Origin of the sequence: Rhodococcus baikonurensis, from assembly GCF_040489275.1 — a bacterium.
Lineage (GTDB): Bacteria > Actinomycetota > Actinomycetes > Mycobacteriales > Mycobacteriaceae > Rhodococcus_F > Rhodococcus_F baikonurensis.
In genome coordinates, this window is sequence record NZ_JBEUOQ010000037.1 from 1 (window position 1) to 16,472 (window position 16,472).

Consider the following 16,472-nt stretch of genomic DNA (forward strand, 5'->3'; position numbering starts at 1 on the left):
GGGATCAAGTGTTTCGGTCATCGTCGATCCTTCCCGCCAAGCTCAGCTCGGCGTGTTGAATCAAGGACCGGATCCACCGTTATTCAGACAGTCCCATGCATCCGACTGAGGTCGGATGGGTCCCGCTCAACAGTGACACTCGTTAGGGTCCAACAGGTGTGAGGGTTGATCCGCGATGCGCCGAACCCTCCGGCTTGTGACAGGAAGAGGTAACTTGATGACGACTTTGGTGACACGTGCGATCGCCTAGATCGGTCTCTACCTGACAGTATCCGTAGTGATGTACCCCGAGTTTCGTGGAGCCGCCATATTTGACTTCAGGCAACGGGTTGACGTGTGAAGTGTATGTCTCGAACTCGATCGGGGTCAGCATCCCGAGTGCACTGTGCCGACGCTACCGTTGTGGAAGATCTCGAGGTACTCGAACATGGCGTTGGCCAGTTCGATCCTCGTTTTCCAGCGTTTTCTGTTCAAGGGTTCGGTTTGTATTCTGCCCCAGAAAGATTCGATCACGGCGTTGTCATAGCAATCGCCGATCGATCCCATTGACGGGACCAGCCCTGAGTCGTGCGCCCGGTGGGTGAATGCCCAGGACGTGAACTGCACTCCGTGGATGCTCTCCTGAGAGTCAAGCTGCTTTTCGATGGTGTCGGGTGTTCGGGGTGATTGTCTGCGGTCCAGGGTTGAGGAGGTAGTAGACCTCGCGAGCCAGGTAGCGCTTCAGGCACCGGATAGTTTCCAGTTTCGAGTGGCCTTCGCTGGTTTTCTTCTCTACGTAGGCCTGGGTTTTCGGGTCGAGTCGAATGCGGCCGATGACGGCCAGATGCAAGGCTCGGTTGGCTTGGCGGTCACCGCCGCGATTGAGGCGGTGGCGTTGGGTCATGCCAGAAGATGCGGGTAGCGGTGCAACACCGCATAGCATCGCGAACGCGGCTTCGGATTTCATTCGATCGGAATTATCGCCGGCGGTGACAAGCATTTGTCCGGCGACTTCGATACCGATTCCGACGCGCTCGAGTAGTTGAGGTGCGAGGGCTTTCACGATTGGGTTGATCAGTTCGTCGAGATCGGCGATCTCGTCGGTTAATTCGAGATAGCGGCGAGCCAGGGACTTCATCGACACCCGGTAGGCGGTCACGGGATCAGTAGCGTTCGCGACATCCGGTCGCCAGGCGGCGAGGAGGCGGATCAGTTGCATCCGCGTCAGATCGCGGACCTGAGCGCGCAGCTCGTCGGGAGCGGAGATGATCGTCATCCGCAGCAGTTGCAGCGCACTGCGCCGCTCTCGTACCGAATGGGCTCGGGTCACCCTCAACACCCGAAGTGACTCGACGGCACCGTCTTTCGATTTCGGGGTGGTGGTGCGCCGGTTGGTCTTGGCTGCGCGGGCCGCGTTGATGGCGTCGAGGTCGTCGTCTTTGCCCTTACGGCGACGGTCCGAGCGATCGGGGCGGTCCACCTCGAGTACCGTCACGCCGGCTTTCGCGAGGTGGCGGGTCAGCCCAGCTCCGTAGGAGCCAGTGCCCTCAATACCGATCCGGATCAGATTGCCGTACTCGCCGATCCAGGTCAGCATGGTTCGATACCCGTTTCGGGTGGTCGGAAAACTGCGAGTTCCGAGGACGTTGTCGTCGGTATCGATCACCGCGGCGACGTGCAGTTCTTTGTGGGTATCGACTCCGGCGAACACTCGCCGGTCTTGATCGAGATCGGCTTTGTCAGGCATCCTTGTCATGTCGCTTTCCTCTCCGTTGACCGATGAGCAAGGCGGCGCCGCGCATCGACCGAACCGGCGGACAAGACAGTGATGAGCACCTGGTGGTGCAGGCTCTCCTCAGGTCACCCCGACGGTGAGGCGTAGCGCCTCACCGGGGGTTCCCAGGAACCGACAAATCCAAGGAAAGACACACGATCGTCGATCGGAGTGAGGGTCAGGAACACTGGGAACTCCCGGCACCAGCATTCTCTCGTCTCCATGCGGTAACGGTCAGGAAATCCGAAAACACCGGCACGAACAGTCTCACTGTCCGAGTGAATGAGTGTGCCGGGTGTTGGGCCTCGATTGGAAATGCCCATTCCTAGAGCGTTTGTCACCAACGTCGCTGTCTGCGAGCTGTCGATCGACCAACCGACGACTCGCCTCGAAAACGTATCCAGGACAGCGGCGCAGTAAATTTTACCTTCACGGGCTTGGATTCCAGCGATCGTCGCAACACCTACTGGAAGGTGTGGCGGTGGCTGGGAAAAAGTACACGGATCAGCAGAAGGAAGAATTCTTTCGATTGCTCGATAGAGGTGGCACGGTCCGCGCCGCAGCGCGAGCGGTCGGCATTCATGAAAACGCCGGCTACAACTGGTTGCGGAAGACGGGGCTGACCATGGCGCGGGCGTATGCCTCCCGTTCTTCGCGCAACCCGCGTAGTCGCTCCGCTACGTGGTCGAAGTTGTAAGGCCTGGTGGTCAGGAGCTTTTCGACGGCTTCGGTGTCTCCGGCTTCCTCGAACTCGGCCACTACTGCCGCGTGTGCGAGGTCGAGCTGTCCGGCATCGAGGGCGGCGCGGGCTGCCTCGGCTTTCCCTACCGCTGCCTGGGCTTTGACATCCTTTTTGTCCATCGCGAGGGTCTTGGACACCTTCGTGATGGATGCGCCGAATTCGAGCATCTGCGCAACTCCTCGGGTGTGCTGCGCTGCGGTCAGCCCTTCGCGGTGCCGGTTGGCAGTGATCTGCTTACCGATCCGGTCGACGGCGCGGGCCTTGTCACTGCCTTCGGTGTCGGGGTAGATCACGACGGGGATGGTGGTCAGTCCGGTTTCGCGGGCGGCGAGGGTGCGGCGCTGGCCGTCGCGGACGACGATCGTTCCGTCTGCGGTCCGGACGGCGCTGATCGCTTCGAGCACTCCGTTTTCGCGGATGGATTCGACGAAGTCGGGGGTCTGCGCCAGATCGACGCTGTCGCGGACGTTCTCACCGATGTCGAGGGCGTCGGGGTGCAGCTGCGCGACCTCGATCGCTGCGGCGGGGGCGGTGTGTGTTGCGGTCATCGCGATTCCTCTCGTAGACTTCGGGACACAACACCGGGCAGGTACCAACTGCCCGGTGTTGTGTTGTTTCCGTAGGTTTTTCGATCTCAAGCGGTGGCCGGTTCCAAGATCACTTGATCGGCCGTGGGGTGACGGTCTCGGCAGCTATCGGCCTCGATGTGTGCGTCCATCAGGGCGGAGGCGTGGCCGTGGTAATCGAGTGCGATGAGCAACTCCACGAACACGTCGATTTCCGAACAGCAGTTGTGCTCGACGACGCTGTCGAGATACTCGGCTGTCTCGAACAACTTCGCCCAGGCATCTGCTTTCTCGCAGATGTTGTGCAGGTCGTAGCCGTACATCGTTTTCTCCTTCGGTCGGGCGGTTGTGGTCGGTCATGCTGCGCGTCCTTGCGTGTGACGGATGGGTGGGTGGTTAGTTGGTGGGGGTGGCGGCGGCGTCGATGTCCTCCTCGGTGTGTCCGGCATCGCGTGCTGCGGCGCGGGCGGCTGCGAAGGCGTCGACCAGGGCGGTGACGTCGATGAACCCTTCGCGGCGGCGGTCGAACATCGCTGCATCGAGCGCTGCGGTCGCCTCGACAACGGCGACAAGCGCGGGTGCGAGGGTGTCGGTTTCGGTGCTCATGTGGGGCTCCTTTGTGGTGGGTGGTGGGTGGCGGGTCGCTCAACCGCAGATGCAGTCCTCGTCGCCAGCTCTTTGCGCGGTGCAGGCGTAGTCGCCGGGGTCCGGGTAGCTGCACATCTGCGTGCCGTCTGCCATTGCAGGGCAGGAGGTTTGGCCGCAATCGCAGTTCGTCTCGTTGCTCATCGTTTTTCCTTTGCTCGAGGTTGGTGGGTGGTTGTCGTTACTCGGCGTTGACGCACTGCGCGGCGTCGTCGTGCATGCGAGGGCAGGAGTAGTCACCGCACCCGCAAGTCAGTCCGGCGTAATGGATGGTCGCGGCGTCGTGGTCTTTGCCTTGTTCGAAGTCGTAACCGTTCACTGACTTGACCTTTCGTTGGTGTCCGGACCCTCTCGGTGGCCCCTGACAATTTTTTTCCGTTCTGACATGGAGCTCCGGATCGGCGGTATGAGGGCACGGCGCAATGCTTGGGCCGCAAAGTTTTTCAGCGAAGCGTCTTTGAAAAAGTTTTCGGAGCCGGAGGCCGGCGAAGCCGCCAGGGGTTGCGCCGGGACCGCCGTCGATCAGGATCGGAAGGACAGAAAGGAAAAAGGATCTTTTCGCTTCTACAGAGCGGAGCGCAGCGGAGCATTGTAGGGTCTCGAGAACCTTAGCCAAATCTCACGCGAGATGGCCACTCGGTGGCCAGTTGGCCATCTGAGTGAGATTGTCTCGGCGTGGCTACGTGGTGGGCGCGGATAACGGGTGGATGATCCAACCGAGTACTTCCGATGCGGGGAGATACCGCGATGGGGAACGCTACGGTCGCTGGATCGGCGAAACCGCGTGCCGGGTCATGGAATCTGGGTGCGGCGCAGCTGTCGCGCCGCCACGTAGGGGACGGCGCCGAGGAGATCCGACCACTCGATGAGGTCGCGGTCGACGACGTCGTTGCCTCCACGCCGTGGCGGACCTTTCGCTGGTATGCAGGTCAGCAGCACTATTCGGGTACCTATTGGGCTGCGACCGAGTCCGATCATGTGATCTACGAGTCGCGGCTGGAGCTGGCACGGCTACTGTTCGCGGACTTCGATGTGGGGGTGCAGCGCATTGCCGCGCAGCCGTTTCTGCTGAGCTGCTCCGTCGGCGGCAAGGAACGCCGACACATTCCGGACTACCTACTGCTGACAAACGCTGGACCGGTGATCGTGGATGTGAAACCTCGCCGGCAGTTGGCGTCGAAGACGGTGGCGTTCACGTTCGAGTGGACCAGGTCGGTGTTGACCGCACGGGGATGGCGCTACGAGGTGTGGAGCGAGCCCCCTCCGATCGAGCTGGAGAATGTGCGGTTCCTCGCCGGCTATCGGCGGGCGTGGTTCTTCGATCCGGATGTGCTCGCCGCGGTCAGAAGTGCAGTGTGGGAGGGGATCAGGATTGAAGAAGCACTGTCTGCGGTGTCTGCCTATCCGGCACCGTCTGTACGGGCGGCACTGTTTCATCTGCTGTGGCGGCAGGAGTTCAGTGTGGACATGACCCAGAGGTTGACCACCGCCAGCGTGTTGCGGACCGCGTCATGAGTGGCGCAGCGACGCGGGTCGGTGTCGGGACTCGGTTCATCTACGACGGTGAGATCGTCGAGGTGATCGAGATGATGGCAACTGCGGCGAGTAATGAGGTCGTGCTCAGAACCAAGACGAACGGTCAGATCCGTCGCATTGCCGTCCGAGAGCTGCTGACCTCGGAGAATGTGCGGGTGATCCCCGATGAGGGCGGGCCGTGCTCCGACGATCCCGGCGAGTTGTCTTCCGTCGTGACAGCGATGCTGACCGAGCCCGAACGTACCCAGGTACTCGAACGGGCCGCGCACGTGCGCGAGGTGCTGACCGGGTACAGGTCGGGCACTGCGCAGCTGCCGGCGAGCGGAGAACCGCGCGCCGAGTACGACCCTACGGTGCCGTTGACTGAGCGGTATGCGGCGAAGGCCGCGGAGCTCGAGATCGGGGTGCGGACACTGCGGCGCTGGGTCGGTGACTACCGCCGCGGCGGCGAGGCCGGCCTCGTATCGGGCAGAGCGGCCGGGAACGCGCCGATGGAACACCGCGACCAACGCTGGATCGAGACGGCGTTGGAGGTGATGGTCGAGCACACCGATCAATCGCGGCCGTCACGGACGATGGTGATCGAGCGGGCAAACGCCCGGGTGGTGGCCCGGTTCGGTGCGGGCGTGGTGAAGCTGCCGTCGCGGGCCACCGCGTTCCGGATACTCGAGGAGCTGGAGCGGGGGCACCCGACGTTCCGGTTGAGCACCAAACGCAATCGGGACATCGCGGCCCGCCCGGAGGGACCGTACGGGAAGCTGCGGCCGACCCGGCCGGGTGAGTACCTGTTGATGGACACCACCCGGCTGGACGTGTTCGCCCTGGATCCGGTGACCTTGCGGTGGGTGCAGGCGGAATTGACGGTGGGGATGGACTGGTACACCCGCTGTGTCGTCGGGATCCAGCTCACGCCGGTGTCGACGAAGGCGGTCGATGCTGCGGCCACGTTGTATCAGGCGTTCCGGCCGCGTCCGGCGGGCAAGGATTGGCCCGCGCATGCGGTGTGGCCCGAGCACGGGATTCCCCGGTCCCTGCTGGTCGACGTCGACGCGATCGACGGGCCAATGTGTGGGGCTGCGTCTCCGGCGCTGGCGCCGGAGACCATCGTGATCGACCACGGCAAGATCTACGTCTCCGAGCATCTGACCAGCGTGTGTCAGCGGATGGGGATCTCGATCCAGCCGGCCCGGTTGCGGACCGGCCGCGACAAGGGGCCGGATGGAGCGGTTCTTCCGCACCATCCGGGAGGACCTGTTGCAGGCGCTGCCCGGATACAAGGGCCCGGATGTGCATTCGCGTGGGGTGGCGCCGGAGTCGGAGGCGTTCTTCTACCTCGACGAGTTGGAGGCGATCATCCGGGAGTGGGTGGCGGTGGTGTACCACCACCGGCCGCACGAGAGCCTGCTCGATCCGCATCTGCCGTCGGTGAAGATGTCGCCGGCGGTGATGTTCGAGCACGGCATCGCCCGGGCCGGCTACATCGAGGTTCCCCGCGATCCTGACCTGGGGTATGAGTTCCTCAAGGTGGAGTGGCGCACCCTGCAGCACTACGGGTTCGAGGTGCACGGTCGCCGGTACCACGGCGACCTGCCGCTCGGGTGCCGCGACGGTGCCAGCCCGTACCCGGACCGGGGAAAGGGCAAGGGCCGGTGGTGGCCACTGCACGTCGACCCGGACGACATCACCCGGATCTACCTGCGGGACCCGATCTCCCGCAGGTGGTATCCGCTCGAGTGGGAGCATGCCCGGTCGATGCAGATGCCGCTCAGTGAGGACGCGTTGGCATTCGCCCGCCGGTTGGCGAAGGCGAAGTACACCTACCCCGACGACCGGATCGCGGTCGCCGACCTGCTCGAGCGCTGGAATCTCGGCCTCGGGTCGAGCATGACCGAGCGGCGCATGGCGTTGCGTATGGCACGTGAGGACGCGGCACTCGACCTCGAACCGCCGCGCACGAACGAGGTGACCGGGCCGCCATCGGTGAGGCGTCATCTCGATCCGTCACACGGCGATACTGCACCCACGGTCGCAGCCTCAGAGGAGGGGATCGACGTCGGTGATGACGACGCCGAGGACGAGCCGGACCGGCCCGACGACGGCGACTTCTACGCCGATGCGCTGGAGTACCTGTGACGATCGCCCTGATCCGGCAGCACCTGCAGGACTTGGCGCCGCTGGGCAACGTGGCGCTCTCCCGCAAGGAGGGGTGGCGCGAGTTCGCCGACGCCCCTTCCCTGGTCGCGCCGGAGGTGCTGACCCGCCGGCAGCTGCGGGCGCTCACCGCGGACGACGCCGAGGTCTACAACCATTTTCGGCAGCTGTGGCACGCCAATTTGGGCCCGATCCGGACACCGCAACTGACCACGCTGCACGAGCAACTCTCGACCGTGGTCGACAGCAACCTCCAGTTCGGCGACAAGGCCAAGGGCGCGGTCGCGATCGACGCCTACCCCGGCCTGGGCAAGACGACATCGGTCCTGGCGTTCGCCAAGGATTTTCACCGCCGCGAGATCCGGATCAAGGGCACCCACACCCGCGATGGCCACCAGCGGTGGCCGGTGTGCCGGGTCGGGTTGACCGGCAACACCGGGCTCAAGGAGTTCAACCGGGCGATGCTCGAGTTCTACGCCCACCCCGGAAACACTCGCGGCACCAGCGCCGACCTGTCCCGTCGCGCCCTGGACTGTGTGACCTCGTGTGAGACCAGGCTTTTGGTGGTCGATGATCTGCATTTTCTCCGCGTGCACGCCACCAGCGGGGTGGAGATCAGCAACCATTTCAAGTACATCGCCAACGAGTTCCCGGTCACCGTGGTGTTCATCGGGGTCAGGCTGGCCGAACGCGGCCTGTTCGCCGAGGCGCAGACGGCGCGGCGCACCACGCTGGTGGGGATGCGGCCGTTCGAGGGCCGGCGGGGCGATCGCGACAGCCGTCGCGGTGACCGCGGCCGCGGCCATACTGGATCGGTCCGATATCGCCGACGCCGGCGAGTCGCTGCGGTGGCTGGTGCACGGCGGTCGGCGGCTGGGCCGACAGGTCGACGCCGGCGTCATGGGCGACTGGGGCAGCGCCACCAGCACGAGATTGGTGGCCATCCAGGTCGCCGCGTTGCGGCCACTATTCGTCCGCGCCGTCGATCAGCTGCGATACCGCAGCGCCGCCCCCGTCCCGAGCCGCCCGTCGGCGAACGCCACCGCGGTGGACGACGCCGTCCGCCGCATCCCGACCCTGCTCTGGCCGCAATGGTCGCTGCGGTGCACGGTGACCCCGTGCAGTTCGGCGCAGGTCCGCCCGGCCCTGTCGACGGCACTACTGCTGGTGGGCACCACGCTCACCGTCGGCGAGGCCGCCGATCGCCTGGGATCAGCGGTCCCCGCGGGCGGGGTCACCCGCACACTGGCACATCTGCGGAACGCCCCACACTGGGACGACACCCTAACCGCGTTGACCCTTCTGGCGGACCACCTCCGCGCGGAACCGCCGCCGATCGACTACGAGCGGCGGCGGCGCCTGGACTACCGCGACCTGCTACCCGAGGACCTGTGGAAACAGATATGCCGCCGGACCGGCACACCCCCAGGCGCCGGCCAGAAGGCGGACTTCGCCCGCTGCCTGCTGTTCGAACGACTCAGCGGGCTCCCCGCGTCCCAGTCCCCGTTCCTCGCAGACGATTACGACGTCCGCGCGAAACTGTCCGGATTTCCGCGCGCACTCACCCCCGCCCTGTCCGGGCCGCTCGACCAGGCGGCCCGCCGCTTCCTCGACGACCACGGACTGGACGAGGAACCCGTCTACTGGCATCCACCCCTGCATCTGCTCGACGGGCTCGAACTGCCCGGACCCAACCCCGCCGCCGTGGACCTCGCCGCCCTCCACGACCTGACCCGCCACGAACACACCGCGCTGTCGGAGATCGCGCGGCAATTGGCCACCACCCTCGACGTGATCCGCCACCTCCTCGAAAACCATCCCGCTCCCGCATCACCCACTGCCGCAGAGCGGTTCGAACGACGCGTCGCCCAGACCGCCGCAGAGGAAACGTTGAGCCGGGCGCAGTTCGTCGACCTCTACTGCGTCCAACGCCGCACCCTCGCCGAGATCGCCGCGATGATCGGAGCCAGCCGGAAGGTGACCGGTCGGCTGGCCCGACACCACGGCATCGCGCCGAGCGCCGGAGGCCCGCCGGTCGATCCGGCATGGTTTCACCACCAGTACGTCACCCAGCGGCGAACCCTGCGGGACCTCGGACACGAGGTGGGGCGCAGCGTGTCGCGGATGAGCCGAATCGCAAAGGACTACGGCATCCCGATTCGGCCGCCAACCGACGCCGGCAACCCGCAGTCCGTAGCGATCCGGCGGCTGGCGCACTGATCGGTCTCGGCCGTCGTGCGGTGCACGCTCGAGTCGTGCACAGTGCAGGGCCGGGCAAAACGTTGCCCGGAGAACAAGACCGCAGGTGACTGCGGCGCTGGTCCCGACGCTCGAACGCGCGTGTAACGTTGCGCGTTATTAACGCAGTACGTTATAGTGGTGAGGTGATCGAATCGTTCGCCGACAAGGAGACCGAGCGAGTCTTTCGCCGGCAGTTCTCGAAGAAGCTCCCGCAGGACATTCAGCGGATCGCGCGCCGGCGTCTGTTGTTGATCGAGGCGGCCACCGACGTCAACGACCTGCGGGTGCCCCCAGGCAACCGCCTGGAGAAGCTCTCCGGAGACCGGGTGGGCCAGTACAGCGTCCGGATCAACGATCAATACCGCATCTGTTTCATCTGGCGCGCCACCGCAGCATACGACGTGGAGATCACCGACTACCACTGACCACCCGGAACCGACACCTCCGACCACGGAAAGGAACACCGACAATGACTACAGACCTGAGCCCCATTCACCCCGGCGAGATCCTCCGCGAGGACTTCCTCGAGCCTTTCGGCATCACGCAGAACCGCCTGGCCACGATCATCGGTGTGCCGCCGCGGCGGATCAACGAGATCGTGCACGGCAAGCGGTCGATCACCGCAGACACCGCGCTGCGGCTGGCCAAGGCGTTCGGCAACAGCGCCCAGTTCTGGCTCAACATCCAGGACCGCTACGAGCTCGACCTTGCGGCCGACAAGCTAGGCGACACCCTCGCCAAGATCACGCGCCTCTCGGCATAGATCGGCAGGTATCGGACTCGGTGCCCCGCGGACGATCCGGCGCACTCGCCGAGCTGCGGTTGCCCCAGCGCTTCACCGTTGGGGGCCACCGCTGGCGAGCATCAACGTTTGCGGGGTTCGATATCGAGTCGCCGTCGCGTGTTGTGGTTGCCGCAGACGAGTTCTGGAGTAGTGGTCCATTCGTGACGTTCAAGCCACGCCAGGACCGGTCGGGGTGGGTCGTCGCTGGAGGAGCCGGTGAGCAGCGGGCCGTCACCGCACCTCGAGCAGCTGACCACCACGACGTGGCCGTGCGGTTGACAGCGGGCACAGTGCCGCGCCTTGTGCAGGTGCTCGCGTTTGTCGAGGTGCAGCCAGACGGTGGCGAGGTCGGCGCGGTGCGGGACCAGTTCCCGACGCGTGGTGGGTTGATACCCGCAGGTCGGGCATGCCGATCCCGTCGTCGGGGGCGGCGCCGCCGGATCCGGTGACGGCGAGGGCTTCTCCTCGTCCGGGTCGGTGTCGGCGGTAAGCGTCTCGGACTGTCGGGGCGGCAGATGCCGGTATAGGGTCGAGCGGGTCAGTCCGGTCTTCGCGGTGATCTCGGCGATGGTGGCGCCGCCCTCGCGTAGCTGGGTGGCGTAGGCGAGTTGGGCGTCGCTGACCACGCTGGGCCGGCCGGTGCGGCGGCCCTTCTCGGTGGCCACGGTGCGGGCGTGCGCGGCTCGCTCGACCGCGTACGTGCGTTCCATCTGCCCGAACAGCGCCAGCAGCACCACCGCCAGCTGGCCCATCGGGTCGTCCGGGTTCGTCGAGTCGATCCGGACCGGGTCGGCCAGATTGCGGAAGCCGATGTCGCGCTGGTGCAGGTCGTGGATCAGGTTCAGGGTGTCGCGGACGGTGCGGCCGAGCCGGTCGAGGGTGTGCACCACGATCACGTCACCGCCGCGGGCGCATTCGAGCAGCGCCTGTAGTCCGGGGCGTTCGGTGGTGGTCCCGGATTTCTTGTCCACGTAGATGTTCGCCGGATCGATTCCCGCCTTGGCGAGTGCGTCGATCTGCCGGGTGAGGTCCTGCTTGCTCGTCGACACCCGGGCGTATCCCAACTCCACACCTGGAGCGTACCGAAAGTTATGTTCGAACCGAACTTGTGATACACAATTATGGAATTAACTTCTGGGACACGCCGCCCTGGGCTTTCACAGGATCCCGGCGGGGGTTTGGATGGCGTCCCATTTCCAGGATTTCGGGACAAGCTCACCGACGACTTCGGAGAACCCGTCCCTCGGGACGACGATCCCTGCGGTTGACATCACGTCTGGTGAGAGGTGGTTCGTACCGTGGAGTGGAGTGGCGGGTTGACGCCGGTCGCCGGGCTCGGCAACGATGTCTCGCTGGATTGCCGCGGCGCAGTCTCGTCACGTTCCGCGGCCGCACCCTCCCGGTTCCGCGCGGCCGCACCCTCCCGGTTCCGCGCGGCCGCACCCTCCCGGTTTCCGGACGCACCGAGCAGAGAGCACCGGATGACACCGACCGAGGACGACCTCGACCCCGATATCGCGCAAGCCTGGGTCTTCCGCGACCTGCTGGACGAGGAGATCGAGGGACTCACCGCCCGAATCGAGAACATCCGAGGAGTACGCACAGAGGACCGCCACGGGGACAACTCTCCGAGGTGCATCAACGGGTGGCCCGGCTGACCGCCCGGTATCCCGAGCTGCGCGGCGCCGGGCGGCATGGCGGAGACTGATCGGCGTCCTGGGTATCAGGGTGGGCGGTGCGTCGACGACGGTTGCGACCGCAGCCAGGTCCAGCGTGGTGAGGCTCGCGGGCAACCCGATCTGCGGCCATTCGGCGGTCAGGGTGACCGTCCGCGCCGGTGCCGGGAGCCAGTACAGCGGCTCGCTGCGGAAGGTGCAGATCCCGGTGGCGGTGGCGTGGAGATCCGGGCGGGGAAAGTAGGGGTCAGCGACCGTGAGGTCGTCGGTCCCGGCCCACACGTCGAGGTAGGACCACTGGGCCGACGGATCCGCGGGGTCGGTCAGCGGGCGGGTCTGGTGCAAGAGCGCGCCGGGCCGGGCGGCCGGTGGCGCTCAGGGCCAGCTGCAGCGCGAGCCCGCATGGGTACGCGGTGATCCGGCACCAGCTCAAGGGTCAGGTGAGTGCGCACGGTCAGCAGTCGGCGACCGTGCACCCGGTCACCGCCGCACGGCGGTGGGGCGGTCGCGGGCCAGCGTGGACTGCGCACGGCAGTGATGGTGCACCACCATCTGGCAAGTGGCAACCGGGGCGGGGGGAGCCAAAGCATTTGTACCGGTGAGTAACCGGCGATCGCCGGATTGGTCCGGGCACTTCGGGTCGCCTGCTGCAGGGAAGGTGCTTATGCTTCGAGCCCCGGACTTCACCGAGCGAAAGGGTGCAGCCCATGGCCCACTAGAAGCGGTAACAGGCTTGCGCGCGGCCCGGAGTTGACGATCGGCGTCCGGGTGCTGGTCCGCCGGAAAGCCCGAAGCGGACGACCTCGGCGAGGTCGTCGAGGACTTCGCGGCACTGACCGAACCTGGGGCGCCGGTTACGGCTGGGCGCCGGCGCATCGGTGGGCGATCGCGCTCGACGACGGGCGGGCTGATCTTCGCCGACACCGAGGACCTCACCGTCGATCCCGGCACCCACCGCTGCGCCCCCACCCCGAAGTCCGCGCCTCCCACGCAGGTCCGATCCCCGGGGAGTGGCCGGCGTCAAACGAGACCGGGTGACCGACGGCCGCATCCGCGGTCGGTGCCGGGCCCGTTCCAGCTCCGCTTTCCTATCGCGTGGGCGTGGTGGATCGTCTCGCACCCCACTGCCTAGAGTTTGGGCTCAGACCGAGCGGGTACGCGAAGGCGGTGAAGGCGAACGAGCACCTGCAGGGAGGGCGCTCCGGTGCCGCGGGTGAGCAGGTCTCGGTGCTGCTGATCGCGGATCCGGGCGAACCAGCGGCTCTTGCCGAACGTATTGCGGAGTACCTGCCGGAACGCCTGGGCAGCCCTGACCGGGACGAGCGCCGGTGGACGACGTGCGTGCGCCGCAAACCGTACCTGCCCGACGAGCAAGCGGATTTCGCCGATATCATCGACACGGTCGATCCGTCCTCCGAAGAGGAAGACATCGTCGTATACCTCACCGATCTGCCGCGCCGCGAGGACACCCTCCCGGTGGTGGCCGACGTCAGCGCCGACCACAAATTCGCGCTCATCTCGGTCGCCGGAGTGGGCGGCATCCACATCGAGCGCCGCGTCCGCACCATCACCGAACTCGCCATCGCCCACATCCTCGGTGAGCCGGCACTCATGCCCCCCCGGTGCGGCGCGACGGTTCCGGTCTGCGCAAGTTGAGGACGGCATCCGGTACTTCGCGCCCTCTGGACTGCGGCGACTGCGACTGTTGTCGGGGATGGTGCGCGCCAACCGGCCGTGGCGACTGGTCACCGGACTGTCGAAGGTCCTCGTCGGCGCCTTCGCCACGGGTGCGATCGCGCTGGCCACCAACACGATCTGGTTGTTCGCCGACACGATGGGGCCATGGCGTATGAGTGTGGCGATGATTTTGTCGATCGTGGCGATCATTCTCTGGCTGATCCTCGACCACGAACTCTGGGAGCGGCCGAAGTCGCCGGCGGAACGCGATCGATCGGTGCTGTACAACACCGCGACCGTAGTCACCCTGGTCATCGGTGTCGTCGTGCTGCATGTGGCCCTGTTCTGCCTGCTGCTGTTCACCGCGTGTCTGACTCTTCCCTCGGAACTGCTGTCCAGTGTTCTCGGGCACGGGGTGAACTTCTCCGACTACCTGACGCTCACCTGGCTGCTGGCGTCCATCGCGACCATCGGTGGGGCCCTCGGTTCGGGTCTCGAGGACGACGCCGCCGTCAAAGAGGCGGCGTACGGGGTCCGACAGCGGCAACGCATCGAGGAAACGCGGAGTCGGTCGAACGAGGCGCGATGATCGCGGCCCGGCGAAACATGCGTCCCAACTCAAAAGCGCCGACGAGGTTTGCGATGTACCGTCTGCCGAACCCGCACCGGCACGTCCTGAAACCGGCCCTTGATCGAAACTCGCCGACCAGTACAAACCCGATAGCCCCGTCCACTGATTTTGCCTTCGGGGCGTCAAACGGGCGTCAAACGGGGCAGTCCGAACAAACGGGATCTCGCGGTCGGCTACTCGGAACCAACGCGAAAACACGGGACAGGCAGCTGGTGTGGGCACAGTGTCCGATGAAGAAATGTCATCAGGTTGAGACAGATCGCGGTGGCCATACCGTGAGACCCGACATGAACGCGCATGTCACGGCGTCTCGAAATGTCATCGGCAGCGAGACCCTACACGAAGCACAGATCAGAGGACACACATGCCCACGCCATCAGATGATCGGCTTGAACTCCTCGCGAAGCGCTGCAACGCCGACCTCGGCGATTCTGATCTGTGGTTCCGCCCGGATGGCTACCCGCGCAGCCTTGCTCTGTGCATCATCGACTCGATCGCGTCCACCGGCGCACACTACAACTCCGTCAAAAACGTCCTGAGGCATTACATCGACTTCCGGCAGGCGCAGGGCGGTGATGCCGACACCGACAATGCCGGCGCCCTGTTGGAGACTTTCGACGAACTCGGCGGCCCGAAGGAGTGGGCCGAGATGACGAACAACCGCAAACCGACCTCGACGACCAAAGGTGCTCCGCTCAAGGCTGCGGCTATTCATGAGGCTGCCGGGCGGCTGCGTGAGCTGGGAATCGACAGCACCGACGACCTCCGCGCCGCCGACGCCGACGATCTCGCGAGCGCGAAGAAAGCCTGGGCGCGGGTACCTGGCCAGCGTTCCGGGATCACCTGGAACTACTTCCTGATGCTCGCTGGTACTCCCGGTGTGAAAGCTGATCGCATGGTCATCCGCTACGTCGCCGACGCGATCGGAGCGGTCGCGGAGAATGTGAGCGCAACCGATGCCGCGATGCTTGTGAAAGCGGTCGCCGAAAAATGCGGCCACAACGTCACCCATCTCGATCATGCGATCTGGCGATTCGAATCCGGCCGACCTGTGAACCAACAGAGCTGAGCGCTAGCTGCGGAGCGACCAACTGCACGCCTGACCTTCTGAGTTCAGCGATTCTCCGCCAACGGAACATGTCGGCGGGCCGTGCCACTCTTGCTGTGAAACAGGGCGATGAGACTGCGAGTCGCATCTGCGTTGATCGTGTCCGAGCTTCGCGGGGAAAACGACAGGAGTGAGGTTCAGATGAGTGCTGCGAAAAAGGGTTCACCCGCTGAAGGAGTGGTGGAATTCATCGGTTTCGTTGTCTTCTTGGTGATTGTCATCGGAGCGATTGCCACAGCATGTTCATAAACTCTGGCCGGTGGACGAGTTATCTGCTGGGCGCCTGTTTCGAGGAGTACGACGACCATGAATACTCACCATCATGAGTAACGGACGCAACGCCGACCCCACGGTAGTTGTCGAGAAGAAGAACCGTATTCGCGACACTCATGTGGCGGCGTTGAATTCGCTCGCGGACCGTATCGCCGACTCTGTCGGGCTCCCCCACGGACACGTGCCCTACGTGGATCCGGATCTCGGTGGAATCGATGCGCGAGTTCTTGTTCTGCTGGACAACCCCTCCACGAAAGCTGAGGCCGGGACCGGGTCGGGTCTGCTCAGTCTCGACAACAACGACCGCACTGCACGCAACTGTCGCGAAGCGTATGCCCGCGCCGGTATTTCGTGGTCGGACGTGGTGCATTGGAATGTCGTCCCGTTCCCTGTCTCCGGGGTCAAGAACGGTGGTTCCACCCCGGCCGAACGTGCCCGCTCGGCTCAGTGGACCCGAGAGTTCGTCGCGTTGTGCCCGAATTTGGAGATAGTGCTGTTGTTGGGTGTCGCCGCACGGGACGGGTGGGAGCGCGCCGGCATCGAACGCGACGTGTATGTCGTTCCGGGAAACATTCCTCATTGCTCCGATCGTGGCTTGAACTCGGCCGGCGGACGGGAACGATTCGACGCCGCCATCACCGACATCGCCAGGATGCTTTCCACCGGAAACCACCACACCAGCAGAAAGC

The 16,472-nt window shown here is 65.1% G+C and carries 16 protein-coding genes and 4 pseudogenes; 10 read left to right on the plus strand and 10 right to left on the minus strand.

Features of this window, described 5'->3' with window-relative positions:
• Positions 1-349 precede the first annotated feature (349 nt).
• The 3 genes and pseudogenes from ABWI03_RS33020 to ABWI03_RS34215 all read right to left on the minus strand — a co-directional run.
• A pseudogene (locus tag ABWI03_RS33020) lies at positions 350-612 on the minus strand (transposase); the annotation flags it as partial.
• Positions 613-628: 16 nt separating this feature from the next.
• Positions 629-1,735, minus strand: a complete 1,107-nt coding sequence (locus tag ABWI03_RS33025; protein WP_003945393.1) for an IS110 family RNA-guided transposase — start codon at positions 1,733-1,735, stop codon at positions 629-631.
• A gap of 104 nt (positions 1,736-1,839) precedes the next feature.
• Entirely contained in the window at positions 1,840-2,316 is a 477-nt protein-coding gene (locus tag ABWI03_RS34215; protein WP_143173150.1) for a DDE-type integrase/transposase/recombinase, read from the minus strand.
• Between ABWI03_RS34215 and ABWI03_RS33035 the strand changes: the two genes are divergently transcribed.
• On the plus strand, positions 2,235-2,450 hold the full coding sequence (locus ABWI03_RS33035) for a transposase (protein ID WP_231783836.1): 216 nt from the start codon (positions 2,235-2,237) through the stop codon (positions 2,448-2,450). The genes ABWI03_RS34215 and ABWI03_RS33035 overlap by 82 nt on opposite strands.
• Here ABWI03_RS33035 and ABWI03_RS33040 read toward each other — a convergent pair.
• From ABWI03_RS33040 to ABWI03_RS33055, 4 genes are all read right to left on the minus strand, one after another.
• Entirely contained in the window at positions 2,348-3,043 is a 696-nt protein-coding gene (locus tag ABWI03_RS33040) for a ParB/RepB/Spo0J family partition protein (protein ID WP_003945386.1), read from the minus strand. The two genes, ABWI03_RS33035 and ABWI03_RS33040, sit on opposite strands and share 103 nt — an antisense overlap.
• Positions 3,044-3,129: 86 nt before the next feature.
• Complete coding sequence (locus ABWI03_RS33045; protein WP_003945385.1) at positions 3,130-3,384, minus strand: hypothetical protein; 255 nt, start codon at positions 3,382-3,384, stop codon at positions 3,130-3,132.
• Between the two features lie 73 nt (positions 3,385-3,457).
• Entirely contained in the window at positions 3,458-3,667 is a 210-nt protein-coding gene (locus ABWI03_RS33050) for a hypothetical protein (RefSeq protein ID WP_003945392.1), read from the minus strand.
• A 220-nt stretch (positions 3,668-3,887) separates the two neighbouring features.
• Entirely contained in the window at positions 3,888-4,025 is a 138-nt protein-coding gene (locus tag ABWI03_RS33055) for a hypothetical protein (RefSeq protein ID WP_003945382.1), read from the minus strand.
• Between the two features lie 428 nt (positions 4,026-4,453).
• Here ABWI03_RS33055 and ABWI03_RS33060 point away from each other — a divergent pair, with 428 nt between their 5' ends.
• The 6 genes and pseudogenes from ABWI03_RS33060 (at position 4,454) to ABWI03_RS33085 (ending at position 10,397) form a co-directional block, all read left to right on the plus strand.
• A complete protein-coding gene (locus ABWI03_RS33060) occupies positions 4,454-5,221 on the plus strand; it encodes a TnsA-like heteromeric transposase endonuclease subunit (protein ID WP_003945394.1) in 768 nt (255 codons plus the stop codon).
• A pseudogene (locus tag ABWI03_RS33065) lies at positions 5,218-7,375 on the plus strand (TnsB C-terminal domain-containing protein). The gene ABWI03_RS33060 and the pseudogene ABWI03_RS33065 overlap by 4 nt, the downstream one beginning before the upstream one ends.
• Positions 7,372-8,145 (plus strand): annotated as a pseudogene (locus tag ABWI03_RS33070) (TniB family NTP-binding protein); the annotation flags it as partial. The pseudogenes ABWI03_RS33065 and ABWI03_RS33070, both read left to right, overlap by 4 nt.
• Before the next feature lie 34 nt (positions 8,146-8,179).
• On the plus strand, positions 8,180-9,613 hold the full coding sequence (locus ABWI03_RS33075) for a hypothetical protein (RefSeq protein WP_352101931.1): 1,434 nt from the start codon (positions 8,180-8,182) through the stop codon (positions 9,611-9,613).
• A gap of 164 nt (positions 9,614-9,777) precedes the next feature.
• Positions 9,778-10,059 (plus strand): type II toxin-antitoxin system RelE/ParE family toxin, encoded by a 282-nt coding sequence (locus ABWI03_RS33080; RefSeq protein ID WP_003943404.1) that lies wholly within the window; start codon positions 9,778-9,780, stop codon positions 10,057-10,059.
• A 44-nt stretch (positions 10,060-10,103) separates the two neighbouring features.
• Complete coding sequence (locus ABWI03_RS33085; RefSeq protein WP_003943405.1) at positions 10,104-10,397, plus strand: HigA family addiction module antitoxin; 294 nt, start codon at positions 10,104-10,106, stop codon at positions 10,395-10,397.
• 101 nt (positions 10,398-10,498) lie between these two features.
• Here the strand turns inward: ABWI03_RS33085 and ABWI03_RS33090 are convergent, their stop codons facing one another.
• The 3 genes from ABWI03_RS33090 to ABWI03_RS34220 form a co-directional block, all read right to left on the minus strand.
• Positions 10,499-11,488, minus strand: a complete 990-nt coding sequence (locus ABWI03_RS33090; protein WP_005569266.1) for a recombinase family protein — start codon at positions 11,486-11,488, stop codon at positions 10,499-10,501.
• A gap of 306 nt (positions 11,489-11,794) precedes the next feature.
• Entirely contained in the window at positions 11,795-12,439 is a 645-nt protein-coding gene (locus ABWI03_RS33095) for a hypothetical protein (RefSeq protein ID WP_306300990.1), read from the minus strand.
• 370 nt (positions 12,440-12,809) lie between these two features.
• On the minus strand, positions 12,810-13,049 hold the full coding sequence (locus ABWI03_RS34220) for a hypothetical protein (protein ID WP_166814172.1): 240 nt from the start codon (positions 13,047-13,049) through the stop codon (positions 12,810-12,812).
• Positions 13,050-13,261: 212 nt separating this feature from the next.
• On the opposite strand from ABWI03_RS34220, the pseudogene ABWI03_RS33105 reads away from it, so the two are divergent.
• The 3 genes and pseudogenes from ABWI03_RS33105 to ABWI03_RS33115 form a co-directional block, all read left to right on the plus strand.
• Positions 13,262-14,360 (plus strand): annotated as a pseudogene (locus ABWI03_RS33105) (hypothetical protein).
• A 406-nt stretch (positions 14,361-14,766) separates the two neighbouring features.
• Positions 14,767-15,471, plus strand: coding sequence for a DUF8548 family protein (locus ABWI03_RS33110; protein WP_166814184.1), 705 nt, complete (start codon positions 14,767-14,769; stop codon positions 15,469-15,471).
• 361 nt (positions 15,472-15,832) lie between these two features.
• The coding region (locus ABWI03_RS33115; RefSeq protein ID WP_352101929.1) for a uracil-DNA glycosylase at positions 15,833-16,472 on the plus strand (640 nt) is incomplete at its 3' end.